Raw genomic sequence first — 25,240 nt, 5'->3', positions numbered from 1 at the left:
TCAGGTCACACGTGACCCGAGCGTTTTTTCTAATTCTTTATGGCTAAGCTGCATAAATTTGACGCAGACAGGCTCAGGAACATGGATATCTTTTTGAAGCAGGGTTAACCGTCCTGAAGTTTTATCTACTTTAAACACAGTAACATTTTGAGTATTTTCATTGGCTGCAAGCAGGATTTCACCGCTTGGATCAAGGTCGAAATCACGAGGGCCAGCTCCTTCTACAGAAACTGTTTCAAGGAGTGTTAGCATGCCGCTACTTGCATCAATTTCAAATGAAACGATTGCATCCTGACCACGGTTAGAAACATAAAGAAAACGACCATCATTCGAGATGTGAATTGCACTCCCTTTATTTTCAGCCGAAAAATCTGCTGGAAGTGACGGAATGGATTGAATAATTGAAAGTTCTCCTGTTTTTTCATCATAGTTAGCAACGAACACATCCGAAGTTAGTTCTGTCATAATATAAACCCACTTGGCATTAGGATGGAAAACCAGATTGCGAGGACCGCTTCCCGGTGTGACAACAAGATCTGCTACTTGTTCTAAACGACCATCTTTTGCGCTATACGTTGTCACATGATCTGTTCCGAGGTCACAAGTCACAACAAATTTTTGATCTGGGGTGAAACCAGCAAAGTGGGCATGTGGTTTTTCTTGGCGCTCATGTACACCCTTTCCAGTATGCTGAATTTCAGAAAGGGGACTAAGTAACGTCCCGTTTTCAGTTGGATAACTAAGTATCGTTCCGAGATGATAATTCGCAGAAACAACGACAGTATTATCATCTGATCCATCTACATAGCACGGAGGATTCCCCACTTTAACTTCTGTATTAAGCAAAGAAAGCGAACCATCTTGATTTATTGCGAAAGCCGCAAGTCCTCCTTTATCTCCATCTTTAGCAACGGAATAAAGATATTTTTCATCTCCCGAAATCTTCAAATAAGTCGGATTATCCATTTTTCCAGCCAACTTATTTTCCAGAATTTCTCCCGTTTTGGTGTCTACGACTAAACGGTAAATTCCTTCTGATTCTGCTTTGGTGTAAGTTCCAATGTAAGCAGTTGCAGTTTGATTTGTCATCGCTTTCATTCCTCCTAGTTTTTAAAAATTCTCGCTTATTTATTATAGCATAGTTAAGAAATAGGATAGACTAATTTGCTATATTTATCCGAAAAACAAGCGAGCAAGTTTGGTGTAGTGGTGAGTTGTTCACTAAAAACATAGAAAAAATCAACATCTAGTTAGCAGATGTTGATTTTTCGGTTAAATAAGACCCTGCGCAAGCATGGTATCCGCCACTTTAAGAAAACCGGCAATATTAGCTCCAACGACAAGGTTGCCTTCATGACCATATTCTTTTGCAAGCAAGCTCGAGTTTTATAAATATTTTTCATGATATCTTGCAAATGTTCATCCACTTCTGCGAAACTCCAGTTCATTCGGCTGCTGTTTTGCGCCATTTCGAGTGCGGATACACCCACTCCGCCAGCATTCGCTGCTTTTGCCGGACCAAATAAAACCTTATTTTCTAAGAAAACATCAATTGCTGCAAGTTCAGAAGGCATGTTGGCACCTTCAGCAACTGCCATGACACCATTTGCGACTAGCTCTTTTGCTTGGGCTTCGCTAATTTCATTTTGAGTGGCACAAGGAAGTGCAATATCGCACGGTAAAGACCAGATATCGCCATCAGGGTGGAAATCAGTAGTCGGATGAACCGCTAAGTATTCATGAATTCGTTTACGTTCAACTTCTTTTATTTGTTTCACGGTCTGCAAATCAATTCCTTCTGAATCGTAAATGTAACCACTTGAATCACTACATGCGATAACTTTTGCGCCAAACTCCATTGCTTTTTCCATCGCATAGATAGCTACATTTCCAGAACCAGAAATAACGACTCTCTTTCCTTTGAAACTTTCATTTTTAGCAGCGAGCATTTCCTGAGTGAAATAAACTACGCCATATCCAGTTGCTTCCGTACGAGCTAGGCTTCCGCCATAAGTAAGTCCCTTTCCTGTAAGCGTTCCTGCATCGAAAGCGCCGCGCATTCGTTTATATTGTCCGAATAAATAACCAATTTCGCGAGCACCAACTCCGATATCCCCAGCAGGGACGTCAGTATTCGGGCCGATATGCTTGGAAAGCTCAGTCATAAAGCTTTGACAAAAACGCATAATTTCACCATCAGACTTTTCTTTTGGATCAAAATCTGATCCACCTTTTCCGCCGCCGATGGGTAAACCCGTTAGTGAATTTTTAAAGATTTGTTCGAAACCGAGGAACTTAATAATACTACTGTTTACAGATGGATGGAATCTTAAACCACCTTTGTAAGGGCCAATTGCACTATTAAACTGGACTCGGAAGCCACGGTTTACTTGAACGTGCCCCAAGTCATCCATCCAAGGAACGCGAAAAGTAATCAACCGTTCTGGCTCAACTAACCTTTCTAAGATCCCGTTTTCTTCATAAGCAGGTTCTTTTTGAAGCGCTGGAACGATTGAATCTAAAAATTCTTTTACAGCTTGATGAAATTCTGGCTCGCCTGAGTTACGCGCTTGAACTTTTTCATAAATCCGAGCGACATAATCTTCTGCTGAGGTTGTTTTGACAGTTGAAGTAGAGAAACGAGGTTGATTCATAAATGATCGGCTCCTTTAAATTGAACTTCTTAAATAAGCTATAATCCAGCTTGTTTATGAAACTTTCTTATAAATACCAGTTTACCGTTTGAAAAAAAATCGTGCAAGTTTGACCGGGGGAAGAAATAAGAAAAAATCCTACACGGGGGGACGTGTAGGATAAAGGGAGTTATTGGAGTTGTGTTTTTCGAAGACAAGATTAAGGGATAATTTGGGAAACTTAACGAGTTTAATGATTTACTTAAGAGTCATCTTGCCTAAGATAAACACAAAACAGTTCTTTTGGGTAAAGTAACTTTCTCCGATAAATTTAGTATAGCCCAGTTATATCAGATAATCCTGTTTCTTTTCTTACAATTTAAATAGCTAACATTACATTTTTGTCACCATTTCACAGAAAAGACACTTTTTCAAACAAAATAAGCAATAAAAAAGCCAAAGCTGAAAATCAGCTTTGGCTTTTTTCGGGTCTAAGCAGTATTCTTTCTGCTCATGGAAAATCGGGGTCTATATAGGTGCGGAAAGGCTAGTCATTGTTGAGGGATTGCAACACCTATATAGATTACTCTAATCATAACACGCGAGAGATAAAAAGAAATACTTTATCACGATTGTTCAAAAAGATGTAAGAAACGCCTCGAAAAAAGGTACATTGTATCTAAGGTAAGTTTCACAAAATAAGTTTTTAAGAAACGTTTAAAAAAATAGGAAGCGGGAAGAAGACAGGTGTAAAAAATATTAAAGGAGTGTTTGTTATGCGGAATCAAAGAGACTTGTACCCAGTGGATCGTGATTTTGACGGCTTTTTTGACGACTTCAGAAGGAATTTTTTCAAAGATTTCTATCCAAATCGCCGTGAAGCTAAGCAAATGTCTCGCATCATGGATACAGACATTCATTTAAATGATGATGGAAGTTACACGGTGTTTGTCGATATGCCAGGCTTTAAAAGGGAAGATATTAAGCTAAATTATGGCAATGGCTTACTTTCCATTTTTGCAGAGCGGCACAAAGAATCGAAAAAAGAAAAAAAGATAATCAAGTTATTAGTGAAGAACGGACAAGTGGCGAGTTTCATCGTTCCTATCCAATTGGTAACATTGATCCGAAAAAGATTAAAGCTTCCCTTGAAGAAGGGATTTTGCGGATTGATTTACCTATCATAAATGGTGAAAATAATGCGGATATCAAGATTAACTAGGACAGTTTAAAGCTCAAAAGACTTGCAGGAAAAATACTGCAAGTCTTTTTATATATTCTTTTTATAAATTAGTTTATACTTTTATAAAAATAATGTATAATAAAAGAAACGAAAAGAAAGATGGAGGGATTTATATGAAATATCAATTTCCGGAAAATTTTTGGTGGGGGAGCGCAGCATCTGGCCCACAAACTGAAGGTGCAGCAGATGTGGATGGCCGTAAACCAAGCATTTGGGATTACTGGTATGAGATTGAGCCAGGCAGATTCTTTAATGGCGTTGGCCCTAAAAACACATCTAATTTTTATTATCAATACAAAGAAGATATAGCACTAATGAAAGAAACAGGCCACAACTCTTTCCGGACTTCCATTCAGTGGTCACGACTCATTCCTGATGGCATTGGTGAAGTAAATCCTAAAGCTGTAGAATTTTACAATAATGTGATTGATGAAATGCTAAAGCAAGGCGTGGAGCCGTTTATGAACCTCTATCACTTTGATATGCCACTTTCCATGCAAGAAAAAGGGGGATTTGAATCCCGCGAAGTGATTGAGGCTTACGTCACATTTGCCGAAACGTGTTTTAAATTGTTTGGCGACCGTGTTAAATACTGGTTTACATTTAACGAACCTATTGTCCCTGTTGAAGCAGGCTACTTATACGATATGCACTATCCGAATGTAGTGGACTTTAAACGGGCTGCGCAGGTGGCATTTGGCACAACGCTTGCGCATGCAAAAGCTGTGAAAGCTTACCATGCCTTAAACTTGGATGGAAAAATTGGTATTATTTTAAACTTGACGCCATCTTATCCAAGAAGCCAAAATCCTGCCGATTTGCGAGCTGCACATATCGCCGATTTGTTTTTCAACCGTAGCTTCCTTGATCCGGTAACTCGAGGCGAATTTCCAAGTGATTTGGTTGAGATTCTTCGCGAACGTGATTTCCTTCCAAATTATGAACCTGAAGATTTGGAAATCATCAAGGAAAACACGGTCGATATTCTTGGTGTGAATTACTATCAACCGCGTCGCGTGAAGGCGAAAGAAAATATGCCTCATCCAGACGCACCATTTATGCCGGAGCACTTGTTTGACAACTATGAAATGCCATTCCGCAAAATGAATCCGTATCGTGGTTGGGAAATCTATGAGCAAGCTATTTATGATATTGCGATCAATCTGCGTGATAACTATGGAAATATTCCATTCTTTATTTCTGAAAATGGAATGGGCGTGGAAGGTGAGGAGCGCTACCGCAATAGTGATGGCTTCATTGAGGATACTTACCGAATTGAGTTTATTGAGTCTCATTTGAAATGGCTTCATAAAGCCATTGCTGAAGGGGCAAATTGCCATGGCTATCATCTCTGGACATTCATGGACTGCTGGAGCTGGGCGAATGCCTATAAGAATCGCTACGGCTTCGTTGAAGTGAATTTAGATGAAAACTATAAGCGAACGGTGAAAGCTTCCGGGAAATGGTTTAAGACGCTGACTTCACAAAATGGATTTTAAAGCAGTTTTTGCTAGAATATGATAAAATAAAGACAGTATTTAAACGAATGAGGTGGCTGGCGTGGCGAGAAATCAAACCAAATATAGCTATATTGCCGATGAAGTGAGGAAGCGAGTCAAGGAACATATGTATCCGCTTGATCGACCTATTCCAGATGAAATGACGCTTTCAGAAGAATTTGGCTGTAGTCGAATGACGATGAAAAAAGCGCTTGAAGTTTTAGTCTTGGAAGGACTTCTTTACAGGAAACGGGGACATGGCACTTTCATCATCAAGTCCGCGCTGGATGCAGACGAACTTCAAATCCATAATCAAGAAGTGAATGGTTTTACGAAACTTTTAAAAGGACAAAAAGTTGAGACAAAAGTGATTCATTTTGAAGTTGTCTTTCCAGATGAAGTCGTGGCCGAGCGATTAAACATTGAAAAAGAAGCGCCGGTTTATGATATTTTACGAGTGCGAGGAATAGATGCTGAGCCTTATGTTCTTGAGCATACTTACATGCCTGTAAATGTTATTCCAGGCATTACAAAGCAAGTACTTGAAGGTTCTATTTACACGTATATTGAAGAAGAACTGAACCAAAAAATTGCGAGCTCTTATAAACAAATACGTGCAGATAAACCAGACGAACTTGATGAGCAGTACTTGAACTGTGAAAAGAATGAACCAGTAATGGAAGTGGAACAAACGGTCTATTTAAACAATGGTGTTGCTTTTGAATATTCAAGGTCGAGACATCGCTACGACAAATTTGTATTTACGACAGTAAACATCGCGAAACGATAAAAAAGAAGGGAGGCCTCATTTTGAGGCTTCCCTTCTTTTTTATGACTATCATTAAAATTTAGCTTTATGTTCTCGGAAGCGGCGAATGCTGTGGTTGAAGATTTCCGAAAGCATCAATCCAGCAGCAATGGCACCAGCAACGATCGTTACTTGGACAGAAAAACCAATCGCTTCAGTATAATCTCCGAGTACAAAATTACGAACCGCTTGATAAGCGAGGCCACCAGGGACAAGCGGAACAATCCCAGGAACATTAAAAATCGTGATCGGCATGCGTTTGTATTTAGCAAAGAAGTGACTAGAAACAGCCACGATAAAAGCCCCAGCAAGTGTTGCCATTGAAGTTCCACCACCGAGTTCCTTGATTGCCCAGAAAAAAATCCAGCCGAGGGTTCCCGTGAGCCCACATGCGTTTAAAGCTCGCTTTGGAACATTCGTAATGACCGCGAAGGTAACCGTTGCGATATAACTAAAAATGAGTTGAATGAAAATCGTCCAAATGAGTAACACAATAATCCCTCCTTATGCAAAAAAACGAAATACAACGGCAATTCCAATTCCGATCGCGCCCGCTGTTAGCAATGCTTCCATTCCACGTGCCATTCCGCCGAGCAAGTGGCCGGCAAGCAAGTCACGGACAGCATTAGTGATAGGGACTCCAGGCACAAGAGGCATAACGCTTCCGATGATGATTTTATCAAGATTAATACCTAAATGACTGTCCACTGCAATTACTGCGAGTAATCCGATGACAAATGAAGATAAAAATTCAGCTAAAAATTTAATTTTAAGCCATTCGGCAGCATAGTAATAAATGATAAAGCCAATTGTTCCAATTAGACAAGTACTGATAAAATCGAACCAAGCCCCGCCAAAAATAATCATGAGCGCTCCGCTCACAAGGCCTGCTGCGATAACTTGCCACCAGACAGGGAAAAATCGCGTATCTTTCTCCAATTGAGCAAGGCTAGAATGCAGTTCTTCGAGTGTAATATTGCGTGAAGAAAATTCGCGAGACAGATCATTAACAAGAGAGACTTTTTCTAAATTAATGGTTCGTGTTGGAATTGTTTCTAACTGTAAATTGCGTTCGCCTTCAATCGACATGAAAATTCCCGTCGGCGTTGCAAAACTGATGCCTTTTTTATTCGTTGCGACATCAGCAATTCGGTTCATCGTATCTTCCACACGATAGATTTCAGCGCCGCTTTCCATCATGATTTTTCCGGCCATCAAACACGTTTCAAGTAAATAGTCTTTTTCTTTTTTTCAAAAAAAGGGACCTCCTTTGCTAAAATAATGCTGTACTTAATCCTACCGCAGGATAGAAATAATTTCTAGTATCTAGAGAAGTTTGTTAAAATAAAGAGAATAACAAGGAAAGAGGGTTTTTGAATCATGGCCTCCATTGATTATGAAATTGTTGAAAAGCTCGGTGTGCTATCCACGAATGCGCGTGGTTGGAGTAAAGAACTCAATCGCATTAGCTGGAATGGAAGAGATCCAAAGCTTGATATTCGTGACTGGTCAGAAGATCATGAAAAAATGGGAAAAGGGATTACACTTACTGACGAAGAAGCCGAACAACTGAAAAAGCTACTCTAATTGAATAAGTCTTAAGTATAAATGACCGCCTAGGAGGCGGTCATTTTTATACGTCAAGTTCTAAAAAGAGGACTTTTAAATAATTCCCTTCTGGAAAGCTTTCAATCGTTGCAAAATCAACAGGTAACTGAAAAGTTTCGCGAATTTGATAACTGCGTTTCGTACCACGAAACGCTTCTTCAACCTGCTCTTTAAATTTTTGAAAAGAGAAGCCTGCATAATTAGTAGAAGCAACAATCATGCCATTTGGCGCCGTAATCTCAATCAAATCACGCAGCAACTCAGGATAATCCTTGGAAGCTCGAAACGTTATTTTTTTGGTGCGAGCAAAGCTAGGTGGATCAGCAATAACGAGATCAAAACGTAATCCTTTTCGCTTCGCATATTTAAAGTAATGGAAAACATCTTCGACAACAATTGCTTGCTCAGCTGGATCCATACCATTTACTTGTAGTTGTTCAGCCGTTTTTGCAAGACTCCGCTTAGCCACGTCGACACTCGTTGTATGTGCCGCGCCACCGTAAAGTGCGGCAATAGAAAAAGCTCCCGTATAAGAAAAAGTATTTAAGACACGCTTCGATAAGGCGTATTCATCCATGATTCGCTTTCGAACCTCTCGTTGATCGAGAAAAATGCCTGTCATCCAGCCATCGTTTAAATAAGTTGCATAAGTGATTCCGTTTTCTTTAACAAGAAGCGGGGCAGGAGCCTCTATTCCCCCAACAAAATCGCTTGTCTCCTCAGAAGTCTCGAAACGTTTTTTTTTCATAAATTCCTTTTACAAACGGAAAAGAGAACCAGGTTTTCAAAAAATCTTTTTTATAGCGATAAATCCCAAGACTATACCACTGAACGAGCAAGAAACCGTCATAATAATCCACGGTAACGCCACCCAGTCCATCTCCCTCTCCATTAAATAAACGAAAAGCCGTTGTTAATTCATCGCTAAACAGTGACTTTCGAAGTGTAAGAGCTTGGCTAATGATATGCTGGAAAAAGGAACCGTCAAGTTTCGCTTCACGCTTCGCGCTGAAAATCCAGCCCAACCCTTTATTTTGTTTCCCGTAATAGCCTTTTGCAATAAATTGACCACTAGGAGAGAGAATATCTATCAAATCCCCTTCTCGAATTCCTTCAGGGAGAGATTGAATCCATTCGGATGAAAGGAGCGGATAGCCATTTTGATATTTGGTGAGATATTGTTTTTTTTACTTTGATCTTTAATGCCATCAAAAAATCACTCCGTAAAAAAATAGCTTCCCACATAGCAGGAAGCTATTTTCAAGTTCAATTTCTATTGATTAAAAGTTTGCAACGCGTCCGAAGCCAACTAAGAATTGACCCCAACCACTGCCGTGAATGTTATCGTATTTTACGCCGTTATCTTGAGCATTGATCATTTGACCGCCGCCAACGTAAATACCAACGTGTGCAATTCCGCTTCCGTAGTTAAAGAAGACAAGATCGCCTGGTTTAGCTTGAGCTTCTGTAATCTTCGTTGCAGCTGCATATTGTGATCCAGAAGTTCTTGGGAGGCTGATTCCTACTTTACCAAAAACATATTTTGTGTAGCCAGAGCAGTCGAAAGAAGAAGGACCATTTGCACCCCAACCATAAGGTTTACCTAGGTGTTTTTGAGCTTCTGCAATCAGCGCGCTGTAGCTTGCAGATTGGCTGCTTCCACTGCTAACATTACTGCTTCCGCTACCTGTTGAAGGTTTAGAAGGTGTTGTTGAAACATTAGAGCTACTACTTGAACCAGAGTTGGCATTGCTAATATTTGTAGCCCCACTATTTGAAGTGTTATTTGTACTAGTTTGAGGAACAGTCCCTTTCACTTTCAGCACTTGTCCAACTTGCAAGCTATCGCTTGAAAGACTATTCAATGCTTTAAGTTTGCTAACTGAAACTCCAAAAATACCAGCGATTTTACTTAATGAATCTCCACTTCTAACTGTGTAGCTCGAAGCGTTTGTGTCAATTTGTGGAGCTTCCACTTTTTGTTCCGTTTGGTTAGAAGCTTGACTCTCAGTATTAGCTTGAGGAGCCGTTTCTTGCTTCACTTCTTCTTTTACTTCAGGTGCTGCTTGTTTCACTTCACCTTTTACTTTAAGTACATCTCCAGCTGTGATTGAGTCACTTGAGAGACCATTCAAAGCTTTAAGTTCGCTAACCGTTGTTTTGAATAAGCCAGCGATTTTACTTAGCGAATCGCCACTTTGTACTGTATAACTTGAAGCATTCACATCAACTTGAGGAGCTTCTTGTGTTGGAGCTTTAGCTTCTTCTTTTTGTACCGTTTGTGTTTCACTAGGAGCAGGTGCTTCCGCTTTTGGAGCTGTTTTCGCAGCTTCCGCTTTCACTGCAAGCGTTTGACCTACATAAATAGAAGAAGAAGACAAGTTATTCCAAGCTATTAAGTCTTGCACCGACGAACCAAATTTTACGGAAAGAGCCCAAAGTGTATCTCCACTTTTAACCGTATAATTAGAAAGATTAGCCGGTTTCGCTGGTGTAGTTTCTTCTTTTACAGTTTCTGTTTTTTCAGTTTGAGTAGAAGCTTTTACTTCTGTATTTTCAGTTTTTGCTGGAGTAGCAGTTTTTGCTTCTCCCAAATATTTTCCGTTCACATAACCTGTTTTACCATCTGCATAAGAGATCTTATTCCAGCCGTTGTCTTCACTTGTTAGGACAGTTACTTTTGTTCCACCTTGAATGGAAGTGAGGATGCTTTTATCAACACTTGGACCTTGACGAACATTTAACCAAGTGGCAGAAACTTCTTTTTCAGCTTGCTCACTTTTCGCTTCGCTGATAACGAGTTTTTGACCAGGAAAAATTTTATCGCCATCAAGGTTGTTGAGTTTCTTTAAAGAATCAACCGTTGTATCGTTCGAATTTGCAATTCCCCATAACGTATCACCAGACTCTACGACTACCGAATTGGCAGAAGCCATCGTTGGCGCCGCAAATGCAGTGACCGCAATCCCCGCGGTAGCTGTTGCAATGGTCGCTTTTTTCATATTGCTAAAACTCCTCTCTTTTCTAACAATCAGTTCACATCAAAATTTAATACTGACTAGTTTTATTTTACCCAGTTTAATGCTAAAAAACAAACCAGACTCGGAACAGAGAAGGGGGAGGGAAAGGACTATACCAGCTGCTTGTAATATTGCTGTAACGAAAAAGAAGCCGAACAAGCATTCTAAAACGCGTTAAAGTTGAATATCACCGCTTTCAAGAATGGTTTGTAGTTTGCATCTCTATCCACAAGTTGCGTATTTGGCAACCTATTGTTTTTGTTAAATAGAAAAATTTAATCAAATTGTAATATCTCTTTTTAGGTTCAGAAAAGCCGCCCTTGTAAATTGACAAGAGAATAGAATGAAATTCAAGTGAGAAATAAGTTCAAATTCAGGGAGGAAGTGTTGTATAATGAAAAGCATGGAGGGGGAAGTATGAATCAAAATTTCGACGATCGAAAAATCGTAAAACAATACAGGGAAACAGCGCGTCAAATTGTCAAAAAAGAAGACCTCTATACCAATATGGATCAAAGTGAATTGATGAAACAAACGCAGATCTGGCGGGATAAATTTCAAACGCAAGAAATCACAATACGTGATAAAATCAATATTTTTACACTGGTTCGTGAAGCTGCGAAGCGTGTTCTTGGGCTGGAAGCTGTCATTGTGCAGTTAATCGGCGCCCTTGTTCTTGGAGACGGGAAGATTGCGGAAATGAAGACGGGGGAAGGTAAAACGCTCGTTTCACTTTTCGTTATGTATATTGAAGTGATTCGTGGCAACAGAGTTCATCTTGTAACGGCCAATGAATATCTGGCGCACCGTGACCGGGAAGAAATCGGTCAAGTTCTTGAATATCTGGGAATTTCTGTAGCTCTTAATGCGGCAGGACTCGATAAAAGACAAAAAAAAAGCTATTTATACGGCAGACGTCATTTATGGAACGACTTCTGAATTTGGCTTTGACTATTTGCGAGACAACATGGTGCGTTCTTTTGAAGACAAAGTACAAACAGGGCTTGACTTTGTTTTAATTGATGAGGCCGACTCTATTTTAATTGATGAAGCGCGAACACCACTACTCATTTCGGACCGCAAGGAAGAAGATTTAAGCCTTTATTTAAAAGCTAATGATCTTGTCAAAACCATGTTGCAAGATGACTATGAAATTGATGAACATAAACGATTGATTTGGTTAAATGATGCGGGAATTGAAAAGGCGGAACGATTTTGGCAAGTACGCTCCCTATATACGGCAGATAACCAGCCGCTGCTCAGGATTACAATGCTACTCTTACGTGCTCACTTTTTGATGCATAAAGACAAAGACTATGTCGTTTTAGAAGAAGAAGTGCTCATCGTAGATCCTCATACTGGTCGAGCGCTTCCTGGCCGCCGTTTTAATGATGGCTTGCACCAAGCGATCGAAGCAAAAGAAGAAGTAGAAGTACATGAAGAATCCCGGACACTTGCGACAATTACAATTCAGAACTATTTCCGTATGTATCAAAAAATCGCGGGCATGACAGGAACAGCTAAGACGGAAGAAGAAGAATTTCGCCAAATTTATGGGCTTGATGTTGTTGTGATTCCAACGAATTTACGCGTCAATCGGGAAGATATGCCGGATGATGTATTTTATACGGAAAAAGAAAAGGGACGTGCAATCGTCTATGAAGTTTCTTGGCGGCACGCAAAAGGTCAACCCACGTTAATCGGAACCTCTTCAATTAAAAGTAATGAATGGATCAGTTCACTTTTGACAAAAGCAGGAATTCCTCATCAAATCTTAAATGCAAAAAACCATGCGCAAGAAGCGGAAATCATCGCCAAAGCAGGTCAACGAGGGATGGTTACACTTGCGACCAATATGGCAGGACGAGGAACGGATATCAAGCTAAGCGAGGAAGTTTATAAATTGGGCGGACTTGCTGTAATCGGAACAGAACGGCATGAAAGTAGACGAATTGATTTGCAGTTAATGGGGCGATCTGGAAGAAGGGGAGACCCAGGATTTAGTAAATTTATGGTCTCTATTGAAGATGACTTGCTGGAACAGTTTGATAATAAACGCTGGGAGAATTTCCGCACAAAATTAAAGCGGAAGCATCCGCATGACGGAAAACCGGTTAACTCCCCCAAAATTAGTCGTTTTATTGTAGATGCGCAAAAACGCATTGAAGGAGCTAACTATGATTTGCGGAAAGACTTGTTGTCTTACGATGAAGTGATTGATTTGCAACGTAAAATCGTTTATAAAGAACGCGATGAAGTGCTTCGCCGCAATAAGCTCGGAGTTTCGTCTGAGAAAATTTTAAGGGAAGTAGCAAGCAAGGTGTTTCGTGAAGCGCAATCGGAAGAAGAACAAGAAGAGCTCTTTGAAAAACAAAAAGAATTGCTTGGCGGAACTAAATTTCCATATACATTTGACCAAGTGACTTTGATGGAGCCTCGGGAAGTAGGCGAAAAAATTGTGGCTTGGCACAATACAGTTAGACGTAAATTTCCTGCTGATACGATTGCAATGATTGAAAAAGAAGTCTATTTAAATTTAATGGATCAAATGTGGGTTATTCATCTTGATGAGATGGTTCAACTTCGCGAAGGGATTCATTTGCGTGCTTATGGCCAGCAAGATCCGCTTGTGATGTATCAAAAAGAAGGAGCCGCTTTGTTTGAAAAATTCCAAGCGGATTATCATTTCTATTTTGCACATGCCTTGCTTGAATTAGATCCAGATGGACTTGTGGTTGGATAAAGTCCATCTTGAGACTGATTTTTTCAGTAATCTGATTTTTAACAAGTAATTTTTTTAAAGAGCACGCTATAATAGAAGGACAGGTAGGTGATTGTACTTGAAAGAAAAACTTTCAAAAGTTTAAACAGTTTTTTATTGAAAACAAATTCGTGTTGGGATTACTGATTTTCTTGCTCGTGGCACTTGATATTTATGTGCTTACCAAAATTTCGTTTGTTTTCCATCCACTTTTGGTTATTGTGGAAACGATCGCCGCTCCGATTATTTTAGCGGGCATTCTTTACTATTTGTTTAACCCAATCATTGATTTTCTTGAACGCCATGGCTGGCATCGTGGTTGGTCGATTGGGCTGCTTTTCCTTGTGATTCTTGGTATCATTGTGTTAGTTTTCAGCTTTGTGATTCCAGCAGTTCGAGATCAGATCATGAGTTTAATTAAGACATTTCCAACTTATTGGAATCAAGTGACAGATAAATTTAATGAACTCAGCCAGTCTCCACTTTTTGATCAAATTAAAGACAAAGTGTCAACGAATATGAATGACATCATGAAAACTGTTTCTGACAAAGGAACAGACGTTTTAAACAGCGCTATTTCAAGCATTGGAAATGTTGTTGGAACAGTAACAGAAGTGGTGCTTGCAATTGTTACAACACCACTTGTTCTATTTTATTTGCTAAAAGACGGAAAGAAACTTCCTGAGTTTGTTTTAAAATTTTTACCAGTAAACAGCCGTGCACATACGCGCCAAGTGCTGAAAGAGTCGAATCATCAAATTAGTTCTTACATTCGCGGGCAAATTATTGTCAGCTTTTGCATAGGAATATTGCTTTTTATTGGTTATTTGATCATCGGCTTACCTTATGCGCTCACACTTGCAATTATTGCCGCGTTTACAAGCATTGTACCTTACCTAGGGCCTGCTATAGCGATTACACCAGCCATCATCATTGCGATTGTAACCTCACCTTGGCTACTCATTAAACTCATCGTCGTGTGGGTTGTTGTTCAGCTCCTAGAAGGGAAGTTTATATCCCCGCAAGTCATGGGAAAATCGCTCAAGGTGCATCCGATTACCATTTTGTTTGTAATCCTTGTTGCGGGTAAACTATTTGGCGTTTTGGGTGTTATCTTTGCCGTTCCTGGCTACGCTGTTTTAAAAGTAGTTTGGACACACGTGTTCATTTGGTTCAAACGAATTTCTGGATTATACGGTGAACAACCAGAAAGCATCTATGTACAGCCTAAAGAAGAAAAACAAACAGACAAAAAAGACACAACAGATTCTAACTAAACAAGAACCTATGTTTACTTACGTTCGAGACAAAATCGAACAATCCAATAAAGACGGTGATTTTATTTGCGAATTTTTGCTGGGGTTTTCTCCATTCAAGCTTCTATTCTAGGTTTTTTTTTCTTGGCTCAAATTAAGTAGTACAACACCCATCAATTTATTTGGCTTACCAGAAGGACTCTCTGCAAATGCTGGACTTATACTAAGCATTCTCATGTTTTTAGCCGGCATATTGATTATTCTTGCAAAAACCAATGATTTTTTGCTATTCTTAGCACTAGTGCTCTGGGTGTTTGGTTTAATTTTAGGCCTGCTTTTTTTCCCCAAGCTTTTCGGGACTGTATTTCCGCCCGATCACATGCACCCTTTGCTTAATTATTGGTCTATACATTTTCACGGATTATAATAGAAAGAAGTGATTTTTTGCTAGAAAAAATGAAGGACGGAATCATTGTATCTTGTCAGGCGCTAGCGGATGAACCGCTCTATAGTTCATTTGTGATGTCAAAAATGGCACTTGCAGCCCAAATGGGTGGCGCAGTTGGCATCCGTTCAAATTCAGCAGAAGATATTGAGGCGATTAAAGCCGTAGTTGACTTGCCACTTATTGGCCTCATCAAACGTGACTATCCCGATTCAGAGGTCTACATTACACCGACCGAACAAGAAGTTCTGGAGCTGCTTGAAACAAAAGGCAGAAATCATCGCGCTTGATGGTACAGAAAGAACCAGACCGGGTGATGCGGATTTAAAACAGTTAGTGGAAAAAATCCATCAAGCAGGAAAACTTGCAATGGCCGATATTGCTACTTTCCAAGAAGGCGTTCGCGCAGAAGAAATTGGTTTTGATTTAGTGGGAACAACACTTGCTGGCTATACAGAGGAATCAAAAGAACAAACAGGTCCTGCTTTTCAACTAGTAGAAAGTCTCAGCCAGACTCTCAAAATACCAGTGATTTGCGAAGGCCACATTGAAACTCCAGAAGAAGTTCAAAAGGCCTATCAAAGCGGGGCGTACACCGTTGTTGTCGGCAGTGCGATCACGCGGCCACAACTTCTAACCAAAAAATTTGTGCAAGCTGCACCAAAAAACCAGTGAACGAATTCGTTCACTGGTTTTTCTTTTGGACGTCATGCAAAAAGCGAATGGCGGCATCATAAGCCATCCGACCTTCAGCTCCAGCGGTATGAGTATCAAAGTCATGCGGTAAATCACGCACTGTAAAGAGCTCACTTGTAAGCGTCCCATTTTTAATTTTTTCCGATTCTTCAATTGGAACATCTTCATCTGCAAAACTATGTGCGAGAAAAACTGGGGGCAGAAAGTGAAAATCACGTTCTGGATCGAGTTCAAATGGTTCGAGATCTTGTTTAGAATAGTGCTCGCCAAAAACGAGATCTAACCATTTCCCACTTTGACGAGAATACACGTAAAGAGGGTAGCGAGTATCAACTGATCCCACCGTTAAAGGAGTTTGCCGAATCATCGCATTTTTTAGCGATTCACTAATAAGCGGAAACGTATTAAAATATTTGTTTCGTTCTCTTAGCCAAGGGGCAGAAACGGAAGAATAGCCATAAAAAGATAAAACTGCACATGGCCTTGGAAGCATGGGATCTGAAGCAAGCATCAAGGCAAGAAAAGCACCAGAAGATTGACCAAATAAAATAAATTCTTTGTCTGGCAACCCTAAACTTTCCGCGTGGTGCCGGAAAAATAAGATTAAATCACTAGCATCTTCATAAATGTCTGGGAGCTTGACTTCAGGAGCAAGCCTGTAATCTGCTAAAAGGACATTGAAACCATTTTCTAAAAATTGACCGATGTAAGCATCATTTAAGTCGTGACGAGAGCCGTAAAGTAAGCCGCCACCATGAAAATAAATAATCGTTTGACTGGTTTTTTCTTTTCCAGTAATCAAATCTGCTGAAAGTATAATCCCGTTTTTTTCAGCAAAGGTGAATGTTTTCTGTTCCAAGCTCTAAACCTCCTCTTGTTTAAGCTATGTTTAGTGTAAGCTTTGAGAGTGAAAAACACCAGTTTTTTTGCTAATTGAAAAAAAATTTTGACAAAGTGGTTGACAAAATTCGTCTACAATTGTAAACTTTAAATATCGAACGACAAGTTATTTTTTTAACCATGTAGTTTACAAATGTAGACAAGGAGGGGAAAAGCGATGGATGCTTCTGTCATTGAAAAAATTACGGATGCCGAATGGGAGATCATGCGAATTGTCTGGACAAAACGAAAGACAACGAGCAGTGAAATCATTGATGTGTTAGATCATAAAACCGAATGGAAACCTTCCACTGTGAAAACTCTTTTAGCAAGACTTGTTGAAAAGGGCTTGCTAAAAACCAGTAAAGAAGGAAACAAATATATTTATACGCCGCTTGTTGAAGAAAACATTAGCATTAAACAAGCAGCTGAACATTTGCTAACTAAGGTTTGTAATAAAAAAACAGGGAATTTGCTAGAACTAATTATTGCAGAACGTGAATTAAGTTTTGATGATATTGATGCAATTGAAGCTTTGCTTGAAGAAAAGCGAAAAACGGCAGTTGAAAGTGTGCCTTGCAATTGTGTTCCCGGACAGTGCAAATGCCACGAGAAATGACAAGGGAGATGGGGAAGATGGCAAGTAAAACATTTGATATTGAAGGAATGACTTGTGCTTCTTGCGCGCAAACGGTCGAAAAAGCGACAGGAAAATTGAGTGGCGTAAGTGAGGCATCTGTTAATCTGGCGACTGAGAAGTTGAACATTCAATATGATGACGCTGTTTTGAGCGTTTCAGATATTGAAAGGGCTGTTCAAGATGCTGGCTATAAAGCAGTTTCTAAGTCGCAAAAACGCATTTTTGATATTGAAGGAATGACTTGTGCTTCTTGTGCACAAACGGTTGAAAAAGCAGTGAATAAACTGGAAGGCGTTAACGAGGCTACGGTCAACTTAGCTAGTGAAAAAATGACCGTTGATTTTAATCCAGAAGTTTTATCTGTTCCGGCGATTCAAAAGGCTGTTCAAGATGCTGGATACGGAGCTAAAGAAGAGCAAGGACAGGCACTTGATGTGGATCATGACCGTGATAAGAAACAAAAACGCATCCAAGAAATGTGGCGCAGATTCTGGATTTCTGGCGTGTTTACTGTTCCACTTTTGTATATTGCAATGGGGCATATGCTCGGACTTCCGCTTCCTCGCTTTTTAAATCCAGAGGAACATGCTTCTGTTTTTGCAGCAACACAACTCATTTTGACGCTTCCAGTGATGTATTTAGGCCAAAAATTCTTTACAGTTGGCTACAGAGCTTTATTTAAGGGGCATCCAAATATGGATTCGCTCGTTGCGCTTGGGACAAGTGCAGCTTTCCTTTATAGTTTATATGGAACCATCCGAGTTTGGATAGGTGACGCGAGTTTTGCGATGGGGCTTTATTATGAATCGGCAGCGGTTATTTTAACGTTGATTACGCTTGGGAAGTATTTTGAAGCTGTATCGAAAGGGAAAACTTCGGAAGCAATTAAAACGTTGATGGGACTTGCACCGAAAACCGCACGTGTGATGCGTGATGGAAAAGAGATGGAAATTGCAATCGATGAAGTGTTAGAAGGGGATTTAATCCAAGTTCGCCCAGGTGAAAAAATTCCTGTTGATGGCGTTGTGCTTTCAGGGAAAACTTCGATTGATGAATCCATGCTAACAGGTGAAAGTATGCCTGTCGATAAGAAACCTGGCGATGAAGTGGTCGGGGCAAGTATGAACAAAAATGGGAACATTACGTTTGAAGCAACCAAGGTTGGAAAAGAAACGGCACTTGCGCAAATTATTCAACTCGTGGAAGAAGCCCAGGGTAGCAAGGCACCTATAGCAAAATTAGCTGATAAAGTTTCTGGGGTGTTCGTGCCAATTGTCATCGGGCTAGCTGTTCTAGCAGGTGTTCTTTGGTTCTTCTTAGGGCAAGAATCTTGGGTATTTGCTTTAACGATTACGATTTCTGTGCTCGTCATCGCGTGTCCTTGTGCGCTCGGTCTTGCGACACCTACTGCGATCATGGTAGGAACTGGAAAAGGGGCCGAGAATGGGGTGCTCATCAAGAGTGGCGATGCGCTTGAAACGACGAAAAAACTGCAAACGATTGTATTTGATAAAACGGGTACAATTACAGAAGGAAAACCAGCTGTGACCGATGTGGTTGTAAGCGGAAGTGGTATCAGCGAACAGGAACTTCTTCGGTTGGCAGCTTCTGCGGAAAAAGGTTCGGAACACCCACTTGGGGAAGCGATTTTGCTTCGCTCTGAAGAGTTGAGCTTAGATCTTGAACCGATTTCAGATTTCAATGCGATTCCTGGTCACGGAATTGAGGTTGTTGTTGAAGCAGGAGCACTTTTATTAGGAAACCAAAAACTAATGGCAGATCGTGGTATTCTGCTAGGCGAATTTGCAACTACTTCTGAAAAGTTAGCAGAACAAGGGAAGACGCCTATGTATGTGGCGCTTAACAATCAATTTGTTGGAATTATCGCGGTTGCGGATACCATCAAACCTAGCAGCAAGAAAGCCATCCAAATTTTGCAACAAATGGGCATTGAAGTGGCTATGATTACCGGGGATAATCGTAAAACAGCTGAAGCTATTGCGAAACAAGTGGGGATCACTCGCGTGTTAAGTGAGGTTTTGCCTGAAGATAAGGCAAGTGAAGTAGCGAAACTTCAACAAGATGGTAAAAAAGTAGCCATGGTTGGAGACGGCATTAATGATGCGCCAGCTCTTGTACAAGCTGATGTTGGAATTGCGATTGGCTCGGGAACGGATGTTGCAATGGAATCAGCGGATATCGTTTTGATGCATAGTGATTTGCTTGATGTGGCGACAGCTGTCGAACTTAGCAAGGCAACAATTAAAAATATTCGTGAAAACCTGTTCTGGGCATTCGCTTACAATGTACTGGGGATTCCAGTTGCAATGGGAATTTTGTATTTGTTCGGCGGACCACTACTCAACCCAATGATTGCTGGGGCAGCCATGAGCTTTAGTTCGGTATCTGTTTTAATGAATGCACTGCGTTTAAAACGGTTTAAACCAGCTAAATAATGAGTTTGAAGGAGGTGAAGATGGGAAATGGAAAAAACGGTCAGTATTAGTGGGATGAAATGTGATGGTTGCAAAAATATCGTCAAATCTTCATTCGAAGAAATTCCAGGTGTTGCATCTGTTGATGTGGATCTAGAAAAGAAACAAGCTAAAGTGACAGGAGAAGAGGTTTCAGTGGAACGCTTGAATCAAGCGCTTGATGGAACTAAGTTTATAGTCGTCGCTGAAATTTAAAAGAAAAGGTGTCCGATTTGCCTAAAAGGTAAGTAGGGCACCTTTTTTTATTTTTTTTAAAAGAGGAATTCTGGGTTTCAAAAACTTAAAAATGAGGTAATATTCAAGAGTAATAAGAAGAGAGGGGAAATGTATGAAGACTTTTACAAAAATTTTAATCGTTCTAGCGGGAATAGCGATGATCATCATGGGATTCTGGGTGATGTTCAATCCAGTAGCATCCTTGTTGACACTCAACGTTGTGATTGGTTTACTACTCTTGATATCGGGGATTTTCCACATCATTTCATACTTTACTGAAAGTGAACGTCACTTGTCCGGTTGGGTACTAGCAGACGGGATCTTATCGACGTTACTTGGTATTTTGATGTTGGCCAATCAATTTGCTGGAGCCGCATCGCTCATTCTTGTGTTTGCAATGTGGGTTCTTTTCGCTGGAATCGTTCGGACGATCGGCGCATTTACGCTTAAACAAGCTGGAGGTTCAAGTTGGGGCTTTGTGCTCTTTATCGGGATTGTTGGAATCATACTTGGTTTTATCGCCCTATTCAATCCAGTTGTGAGCGCACTTGGTATCGTCTTGTTGATGGGATTTTTCTTCATTCTCGAAGGAATCGGTGCTATCGCTACAGCATTTGTAACTGGTAGATCGAAATAAGTTCTAAAAAAGGATTAGCTGAAAACAGCTAATCCTTTTTTTGTGCTTTTATTTCGGTGTTGCAGTTCTTGCGCAATCAAGCTTCTCGCCAAAATTTTGTATGATCTTGTTTATCAGTCACATTAAATTCGATAATTTCTTTCAATAAATCGAAATTGGTCGGTTGTATCCAAGTGATTCGAAACAAGTTGGAAGTAGCTCCGTAATGAGCATCTGCTATTTTTTCTTCAAATTTCTTCATGGTCTTCACCTCAGGCGCTACCGAGATATGTTTTTTGGAAGTGCTGAAGCCAATGATAAAAGTGCCGTGGTCAGTAAACATTGGTTGATTCCATTTGATGACTGGAACGAGATCCGGGAAGCTTTCTTTTATCCAATCAAAAATCTCCACCATGCGAGCACGCTGCTCTGGCATTTCAAGCGTGTCTAAGTATTCCGTTAATGTTTCCATTTTTATCCCCCTAATTCGAAAAGGTTTGCTTATTAGTAGTCTACCAAGCCCTTTTATAAAACACCAGAAAAAACACAATTTTCAGGGTAAAAAAGCACATTTCAACGAATTGCACTTAAAGAAGACCAAGCTAGCTCTTTATTTTATGGTAAAATGAAGAAAGAAAATGAATAAAAAAGAAAGAAAATGATTGTTTTTGAATGAATATGATGGTAAACTACAAATGGATGGAGGCAAAGGAAATGCTAAATGCAGAACGGAAGGAACGAATTCTTAGCACTTTAGAGCACTTTGGCGTTGTGAAGTTAACGGATCTGGTGGAAAAACTCAATTGTTCTGAGTCAACGATTCGCCGAGATTTGATTGAACTTGAAGAAGATGGATTACTTGAACGTGTTCATGGCGGGGCTAAACTTGTGAAGCAACACAATTTGGAACCAAGCATGAATGAAAAATCTTTCAAAAACATTCAAAGTAAACGTGAAATTGCTGCATATGCGGCGGAACAAGTTGAAACGAATGACTTTATTTACTTGGATGCTGGCTCTACGACAATTGAGATGATTCCTTTTTTGAAGGACAAGAAAGTAACCGTTGTCACAAATGGTTTGATGCATATTGAAAAGCTCGTTCAGCTTCAAATTGATAGCTACTTGCTAGGCGGGAAAATGAAAGCTCATACAAAAGCAGTGATTGGTGCCGTGGCCCTTGATAATATCCAAAATTATCACTTTGATAAAGTTTTTATGGGGACAAATGCCATTCATGAACGAAGTGGGTTTATGACGCCTGACCCTGAAGAAGCTTTTTTAAAGCGGGCAGCAGTTCATTTAGCAGAACAATCTTTTGTGCTAGCGGATCATTCGAAATTTAGCGAAGCAAATTTTGCGAAAATGTTTGAACTGGAACAAGCTGTGATTATCACAGACTTTTTACCAGAGGAACAAAACCGAGAAACCTTTATCCAAAAAACCAAGATAATCGAGGTAGAAAAATGATTTATACAGTGACACTTAACCCTTCGATTGATTACATTGTCGAAGTAGAAAATTTTTCAATTGGTGCATTAAATCGAATGAAGGAAGACCATAAGCTTCCTGGTGGAAAAGGTATTAATGTTTCACGTGTACTTGGTCAACTTCAAATTGAGTCAAAAGCGAGCGGCTTCCTCGGGGGCTTCACGGGCGGTTTCATTGCGGACTGGTTGAAAAAAGAAGGGGTCAAAACCAACTTTGCGCCAGTTCTTGATGATACGCGCATCAATATCAAGCTGAAATCTGGGGAAGAAACCGAAATTAACGGGCTTGGTCCAGTTGTGACAGAAAGCGAACAAAAGCATTTTTTTGAAACCCTTGCTGGAATTGGTGCTGGCGATATCGTGATTTTGTCAGGAAGTGTCCCGCCTTCGCTTGGGAAAAACTTTTATGATAAAATTATTGAATTTACTCAGGCGAAAAAAGCTGATTTCATGATTGATACGACTGGGGAAGAGCTTCTTGCTGCACTTCCTAAAAAACCGATTTTGATTAAACCAAATCATCATGAGCTCGCTGATTTGTTCCATGTGAATTTTGAGACAAAAGAAGATTTGATTCCATATGGTAAAAAGTGTCTAGAAATGGGAGCGAAACACGTGATTGTTTCGATGGCAGGAGACGGCGCCTTACTTTTTTCAGGAGACGAAGTTTATTTTGCGAAACCCATTAAAGGCAAAGTAAAAAATTCCGTGGGTGCTGGAGATTCGATGATTGCTGGTTTTGTTGGGAAGTTTCATCAGTCTGGTGATGCTGTAGAAGCGTTCCGTCTTGGTGTTGCAACAGGAACTGCGACAGCTTTTTCAACTGATCTTGCAGAAGCGAAGCGGATTGAAGAAATCTTACCGCAAGTGGAAATCGTAAAAATGGAGGATTCGAAATGAAAATTACGGACTTACTCAGTAAAGATGTTATGATCATGTCTTTAAAAGCGACAACAAAAGAAGGCGCGATTGATGAAATGATTGCCTCGCTTGAAGAGCATGGAAAGATAAATGATCCCGTTTTGTTTAAAGAACAAATTATGAAGCGTGAAGCGCAGAGCTCAACGGGAATTGGCGATGGGATCGCGATGCCACATGCGAAGACAAAAGCGGTGAATACGCCGACTGTTGTTTTCGCAAAGAGCGAAGCAGGGCTTGACTATGAATCCCTTGACGGGGCGCCGGCACACTTGTTTTTCATGATTGCAGCAACAGACGGGGCAAATGAAACCCATCTTGAAACTCTCGCTGCTTTATCTCGTCTCCTTGTGCATCCAGATTTTGTAAATAGCCTAAAAAATGCGCAAACACCGGATGAAGTCGTTCAACTTTTTGATGCTGAACAAGCGAAATCAGAACAAGTGGAAGCTGAGCCTGAAAAGCCAGCAGAAGCAAAAGCAACAGATGAGCCTCTTGTTATTGCAGTTACAGCTTGTCCAACTGGGATTGCTCACACGTACATGGCAGAGGATGCTTTGAAAGCAAAAGCCAAGGAAATGGGCGTGCAAATTAAAGTTGAGACAAACGGTTCGGAAGGTATTAAACACCGGTTGACAAGTGAAGACATTGAACGGGCTTCTGGTGTCATTGTTGCGGCAGATAAAAAAGTGGAGATGGCTCGCTTTGATGGGAAACATGTTTTGGAAACGCCGGTTAGTGATGGGATTCGTAAGCCAGAAGAATTGATTAATCGAGCACTAAAACAAGAAGCACCAGTTTACCACGCAGATCCAAATGGAGAACAAACTGAAGCGGAGGGCGAAAAAGTTTCGGTTGGAAGCAAAATTTATAAAGATTTGATGAATGGGATTTCGCACATGTTGCCATTTGTTGTTGGCGGCGGGATTCTTATGGCGATTTCCTTCCTAATCGAGCAATTTTATCCAAAAAGTCCTATTTTCAATATGCTTTCGACGATTTCTGGGGGAGAAACTGGGGCGTTTCTATTCCTAATTCCGATTCTCGCTGGTTTTATTGCAAGCAGTATTGCAGACCGTCCGGGACTTATGCCTGGTATGGTAGGCGGTTTGATGGCTCTTAATTCTGGTGCAGGTTTCCTCGGCGGTCTTGCCGCCGGTTTTCTAGCTGGTTACGTAGTGGTTGGTTTGAAACGCTTGTTCCGTGGCTTACCACGCTCGCTTGATGGACTGAAACCGATTCTGCTTTATCCTGTTTTTGGGCTCTTGATTTCTGGGGCTTTGATGTACTTTATTGTCAATCCGATTTTTAAGGTAATCAACTCGTTCTTAACAACGCAACTAGAAGGATTAGGAACAGCAAATGCTGCTATTCTTGGACTTGTGCTTGGTGGGATGATGGCGATCGACATGGGTGGTCCATTTAATAAAGCAGCTTATACATTTGCGATCGGTGTATTTACGTCGACAGGCGATGGCGCATTTATGGCGGCTGTTATGGCCGGTGGGATGGTTCCACCGCTTGCGATTGCACTTGCGACAACGTTCTTTAAAAATAAATTTACTGAACAAGAAAGGCAATCTGGGATCACAAACTATGTTCTTGGACTCGCGTTTATTACAGAAGGTGCCATTCCGTTTGCAGCAGCTGATCCGCTTCGTGTAATCACATCTTCTGTTATTGGTTCAGCGATAGCTGGTGCGCTCACACAAATTTGGGCTGTCAATGTACCAGCACCTCACGGCGGTATTTTTGTTTCTTTCCTTGCGAATAAACCGCTGATGTTTTTAGCCGCAATTTTAATCGGGATGGTCATCTCAGGCTTGATTTACGGGCTTTGGAAAAAACCACGTGAAAATGCGTAAAATCTATCCGTCTGACGTAGGTGATTGTTCACCTACGTCTTTTTAGCAAGTCATCAATATTCCTATTTTGAAAAACTATTTTTTGAGTACCCATCTACCCAATTTCAAGGTATCTTTAAATTTGGTTCGCTTTATTAGATGGAGAATTTTGA

The 25,240-nt window shown here is 40.4% G+C and carries 18 protein-coding genes and 6 pseudogenes; 16 read left to right on the top strand and 8 right to left on the bottom strand.

Annotated elements, in window-relative coordinates:
* Together MAQA_RS01680 and gdhA are read right to left on the bottom strand one after the other, a co-directional pair.
* Positions 1-1,089: a lactonase family protein gene (locus MAQA_RS01680; RefSeq protein ID WP_052008398.1), complete on the bottom strand. Its 1,089-nt coding sequence runs from the start codon at positions 1,087-1,089 to the stop codon at positions 1-3.
* 183 nt (positions 1,090-1,272) lie between these two features.
* Positions 1,273-2,654, bottom strand: a pseudogene (gene gdhA / locus MAQA_RS01675) (NADP-specific glutamate dehydrogenase).
* A gap of 755 nt (positions 2,655-3,409) precedes the next feature.
* On the opposite strand from gdhA, the pseudogene MAQA_RS01670 reads away from it, so the two are divergent.
* From MAQA_RS01670 to MAQA_RS01660, 4 genes and pseudogenes are all read left to right on the top strand, one after another.
* Positions 3,410-3,685, top strand: a pseudogene (locus tag MAQA_RS01670) (Hsp20 family protein); the annotation flags it as partial.
* Positions 3,670-3,855, top strand: a complete 186-nt coding sequence (locus tag MAQA_RS16530) for an Hsp20 family protein (protein ID WP_420911920.1) — start codon at positions 3,670-3,672, stop codon at positions 3,853-3,855. The pseudogene MAQA_RS01670 and the gene MAQA_RS16530, both read left to right, overlap by 16 nt.
* A 134-nt stretch (positions 3,856-3,989) precedes the next feature.
* The gene (locus MAQA_RS01665; RefSeq protein WP_036070662.1) at positions 3,990-5,375 is read left to right on the top strand and encodes a glycoside hydrolase family 1 protein; all 1,386 of its coding nucleotides are present in this window, start codon (positions 3,990-3,992) and stop codon (positions 5,373-5,375) included.
* Positions 5,376-5,436: 61 nt separating this feature from the next.
* Positions 5,437-6,165, top strand: coding sequence for a GntR family transcriptional regulator (locus MAQA_RS01660; RefSeq protein WP_036070660.1), 729 nt, complete (start codon positions 5,437-5,439; stop codon positions 6,163-6,165).
* A gap of 51 nt (positions 6,166-6,216) precedes the next feature.
* Here the strand turns inward: MAQA_RS01660 and MAQA_RS01655 are convergent, their stop codons facing one another.
* Together MAQA_RS01655 and MAQA_RS01650 are read right to left on the bottom strand one after the other, a co-directional pair.
* Positions 6,217-6,675, bottom strand: a complete 459-nt coding sequence (locus MAQA_RS01655; RefSeq protein WP_036070658.1) for a threonine/serine exporter family protein — start codon at positions 6,673-6,675, stop codon at positions 6,217-6,219.
* Positions 6,676-6,687: 12 nt separating this feature from the next.
* Positions 6,688-7,398, bottom strand: coding sequence for a threonine/serine exporter family protein (locus MAQA_RS01650; RefSeq protein WP_052008397.1), 711 nt, complete (start codon positions 7,396-7,398; stop codon positions 6,688-6,690).
* Between the two features lie 165 nt (positions 7,399-7,563).
* Here MAQA_RS01650 and MAQA_RS01645 point away from each other — a divergent pair, with 165 nt between their 5' ends.
* The gene (locus MAQA_RS01645; RefSeq protein WP_036070654.1) at positions 7,564-7,770 is read left to right on the top strand and encodes a YdbC family protein; all 207 of its coding nucleotides are present in this window, start codon (positions 7,564-7,566) and stop codon (positions 7,768-7,770) included.
* Between the two features lie 46 nt (positions 7,771-7,816).
* Here the strand turns inward: MAQA_RS01645 and MAQA_RS01640 are convergent.
* Both MAQA_RS01640 and MAQA_RS01635 read right to left on the bottom strand, forming a co-directional pair.
* Positions 7,817-8,957 (bottom strand): annotated as a pseudogene (locus tag MAQA_RS01640) (class I SAM-dependent rRNA methyltransferase); the annotation flags it as partial.
* Positions 8,958-9,071: 114 nt separating this feature from the next.
* Positions 9,072-10,793 (bottom strand): LysM peptidoglycan-binding domain-containing protein, encoded by a 1,722-nt coding sequence (locus MAQA_RS01635; RefSeq protein WP_036070652.1) that lies wholly within the window; start codon positions 10,791-10,793, stop codon positions 9,072-9,074.
* A 435-nt stretch (positions 10,794-11,228) separates the two neighbouring features.
* Between MAQA_RS01635 and secA2 the strand changes: the two are divergent.
* The 4 genes and pseudogenes from secA2 (at position 11,229) to MAQA_RS01615 (ending at position 15,948) form a co-directional block, all read left to right on the top strand.
* Positions 11,229-13,554, top strand: a pseudogene (gene secA2 / locus MAQA_RS01630) (accessory Sec system translocase SecA2).
* Between the two features lie 134 nt (positions 13,555-13,688).
* Positions 13,689-14,849, top strand: a complete 1,161-nt coding sequence (locus MAQA_RS01625) for an AI-2E family transporter (RefSeq protein ID WP_052008396.1) — start codon at positions 13,689-13,691, stop codon at positions 14,847-14,849.
* 66 nt (positions 14,850-14,915) lie between these two features.
* Positions 14,916-15,268: pseudogene (locus MAQA_RS16320) on the top strand (hypothetical protein).
* A 16-nt stretch (positions 15,269-15,284) separates the two neighbouring features.
* Positions 15,285-15,948 (top strand): annotated as a pseudogene (locus MAQA_RS01615) (N-acetylmannosamine-6-phosphate 2-epimerase).
* Between the two features lie 10 nt (positions 15,949-15,958).
* Here MAQA_RS01615 and MAQA_RS01610 read toward each other — a convergent pair.
* Entirely contained in the window at positions 15,959-16,828 is an 870-nt protein-coding gene (locus MAQA_RS01610) for an alpha/beta hydrolase (RefSeq protein ID WP_052008395.1), read from the bottom strand.
* 198 nt (positions 16,829-17,026) lie between these two features.
* Here MAQA_RS01610 and MAQA_RS01605 point away from each other — a divergent pair, with 198 nt between their 5' ends.
* The 4 genes from MAQA_RS01605 to MAQA_RS01590 all read left to right on the top strand — a co-directional run bounded on the left by MAQA_RS01605 (position 17,027) and on the right by MAQA_RS01590 (position 20,836).
* Complete coding sequence (locus MAQA_RS01605; protein WP_036070646.1) at positions 17,027-17,467, top strand: CopY/TcrY family copper transport repressor; 441 nt, start codon at positions 17,027-17,029, stop codon at positions 17,465-17,467.
* Between the two features lie 17 nt (positions 17,468-17,484).
* Positions 17,485-19,944, top strand: coding sequence for a heavy metal translocating P-type ATPase (locus MAQA_RS01600; RefSeq protein WP_036070643.1), 2,460 nt, complete (start codon positions 17,485-17,487; stop codon positions 19,942-19,944).
* A 27-nt stretch (positions 19,945-19,971) separates the two neighbouring features.
* Positions 19,972-20,178 (top strand): heavy-metal-associated domain-containing protein, encoded by a 207-nt coding sequence (locus tag MAQA_RS01595; RefSeq protein WP_036070641.1) that lies wholly within the window; start codon positions 19,972-19,974, stop codon positions 20,176-20,178.
* Positions 20,179-20,311: 133 nt separating this feature from the next.
* Positions 20,312-20,836: an HdeD family acid-resistance protein gene (locus MAQA_RS01590; RefSeq protein WP_036070638.1), complete on the top strand. Its 525-nt coding sequence runs from the start codon at positions 20,312-20,314 to the stop codon at positions 20,834-20,836.
* 76 nt (positions 20,837-20,912) lie between these two features.
* Here the strand turns inward: MAQA_RS01590 and MAQA_RS01585 are convergent, their stop codons facing one another.
* Positions 20,913-21,287 (bottom strand): iron chaperone, encoded by a 375-nt coding sequence (locus tag MAQA_RS01585; protein WP_036070635.1) that lies wholly within the window; start codon positions 21,285-21,287, stop codon positions 20,913-20,915.
* 242 nt (positions 21,288-21,529) lie between these two features.
* Between MAQA_RS01585 and MAQA_RS01580 the strand changes: the two genes are divergently transcribed.
* The 3 genes from MAQA_RS01580 to MAQA_RS01570 are packed head-to-tail and all read left to right on the top strand — an operon-like array spanning position 21,530 to position 25,088.
* Positions 21,530-22,285 (top strand): DeoR/GlpR family DNA-binding transcription regulator, encoded by a 756-nt coding sequence (locus MAQA_RS01580; protein WP_036070633.1) that lies wholly within the window; start codon positions 21,530-21,532, stop codon positions 22,283-22,285.
* Entirely contained in the window at positions 22,282-23,205 is a 924-nt protein-coding gene (pfkB, locus tag MAQA_RS01575) for a 1-phosphofructokinase (RefSeq protein WP_036070630.1), read from the top strand. Before MAQA_RS01580 ends, pfkB begins: the two co-directional genes overlap by 4 nt.
* Positions 23,202-25,088 (top strand): PTS fructose transporter subunit IIABC, encoded by a 1,887-nt coding sequence (locus MAQA_RS01570; protein ID WP_036070627.1) that lies wholly within the window; start codon positions 23,202-23,204, stop codon positions 25,086-25,088. Before pfkB ends, MAQA_RS01570 begins: the two co-directional genes overlap by 4 nt.
* Positions 25,089-25,240: the final 152 nt, after the last annotated feature.

The sequence above is a fragment of the Listeria aquatica FSL S10-1188 genome, assembly GCF_000525795.1.
Lineage (GTDB): Bacteria > Bacillota > Bacilli > Lactobacillales > Listeriaceae > Listeria > Listeria aquatica.
Note: the sequence above shows the minus strand (reverse complement) of the source record. Positions and strands in the feature narration are given on the sequence as shown.

Excerpts from the sequence above, each read along its gene's own strand:
- MAQA_RS01680 (WP_052008398.1), bottom strand. The coding sequence starts at position 1,089 with ATGACAAATCAAACTGCAACTGCTTACATTGGAACTTACACCAAAGCA.
- MAQA_RS01665 (WP_036070662.1), top strand. The coding sequence starts at position 3,990 with ATGAAATATCAATTTCCGGAAAATTTTTGGTGGGGGAGCGCAGCATCT.
- MAQA_RS01650 (WP_052008397.1), bottom strand. The coding sequence starts at position 7,398 with ATGGCCGGAAAAATCATGATGGAAAGCGGCGCTGAAATCTATCGTGTG.
- MAQA_RS01645 (WP_036070654.1), top strand. The coding sequence starts at position 7,564 with ATGGCCTCCATTGATTATGAAATTGTTGAAAAGCTCGGTGTGCTATCC.
- MAQA_RS01635 (WP_036070652.1), bottom strand. The coding sequence starts at position 10,793 with ATGAAAAAAGCGACCATTGCAACAGCTACCGCGGGGATTGCGGTCACT.
- MAQA_RS01605 (WP_036070646.1), top strand. The coding sequence starts at position 17,027 with ATGGATGCTTCTGTCATTGAAAAAATTACGGATGCCGAATGGGAGATC.
- MAQA_RS01600 (WP_036070643.1), top strand. The coding sequence starts at position 17,485 with ATGGCAAGTAAAACATTTGATATTGAAGGAATGACTTGTGCTTCTTGC.
- MAQA_RS01595 (WP_036070641.1), top strand. The coding sequence starts at position 19,972 with ATGGAAAAAACGGTCAGTATTAGTGGGATGAAATGTGATGGTTGCAAA.
- MAQA_RS01590 (WP_036070638.1), top strand. The coding sequence starts at position 20,312 with ATGAAGACTTTTACAAAAATTTTAATCGTTCTAGCGGGAATAGCGATG.
- MAQA_RS01585 (WP_036070635.1), bottom strand. The coding sequence starts at position 21,287 with ATGGAAACATTAACGGAATACTTAGACACGCTTGAAATGCCAGAGCAG.
- MAQA_RS01580 (WP_036070633.1), top strand. The coding sequence starts at position 21,530 with ATGCTAAATGCAGAACGGAAGGAACGAATTCTTAGCACTTTAGAGCAC.
- pfkB (WP_036070630.1), top strand. The coding sequence starts at position 22,282 with ATGATTTATACAGTGACACTTAACCCTTCGATTGATTACATTGTCGAA.
- MAQA_RS01570 (WP_036070627.1), top strand. The coding sequence starts at position 23,202 with ATGAAAATTACGGACTTACTCAGTAAAGATGTTATGATCATGTCTTTA.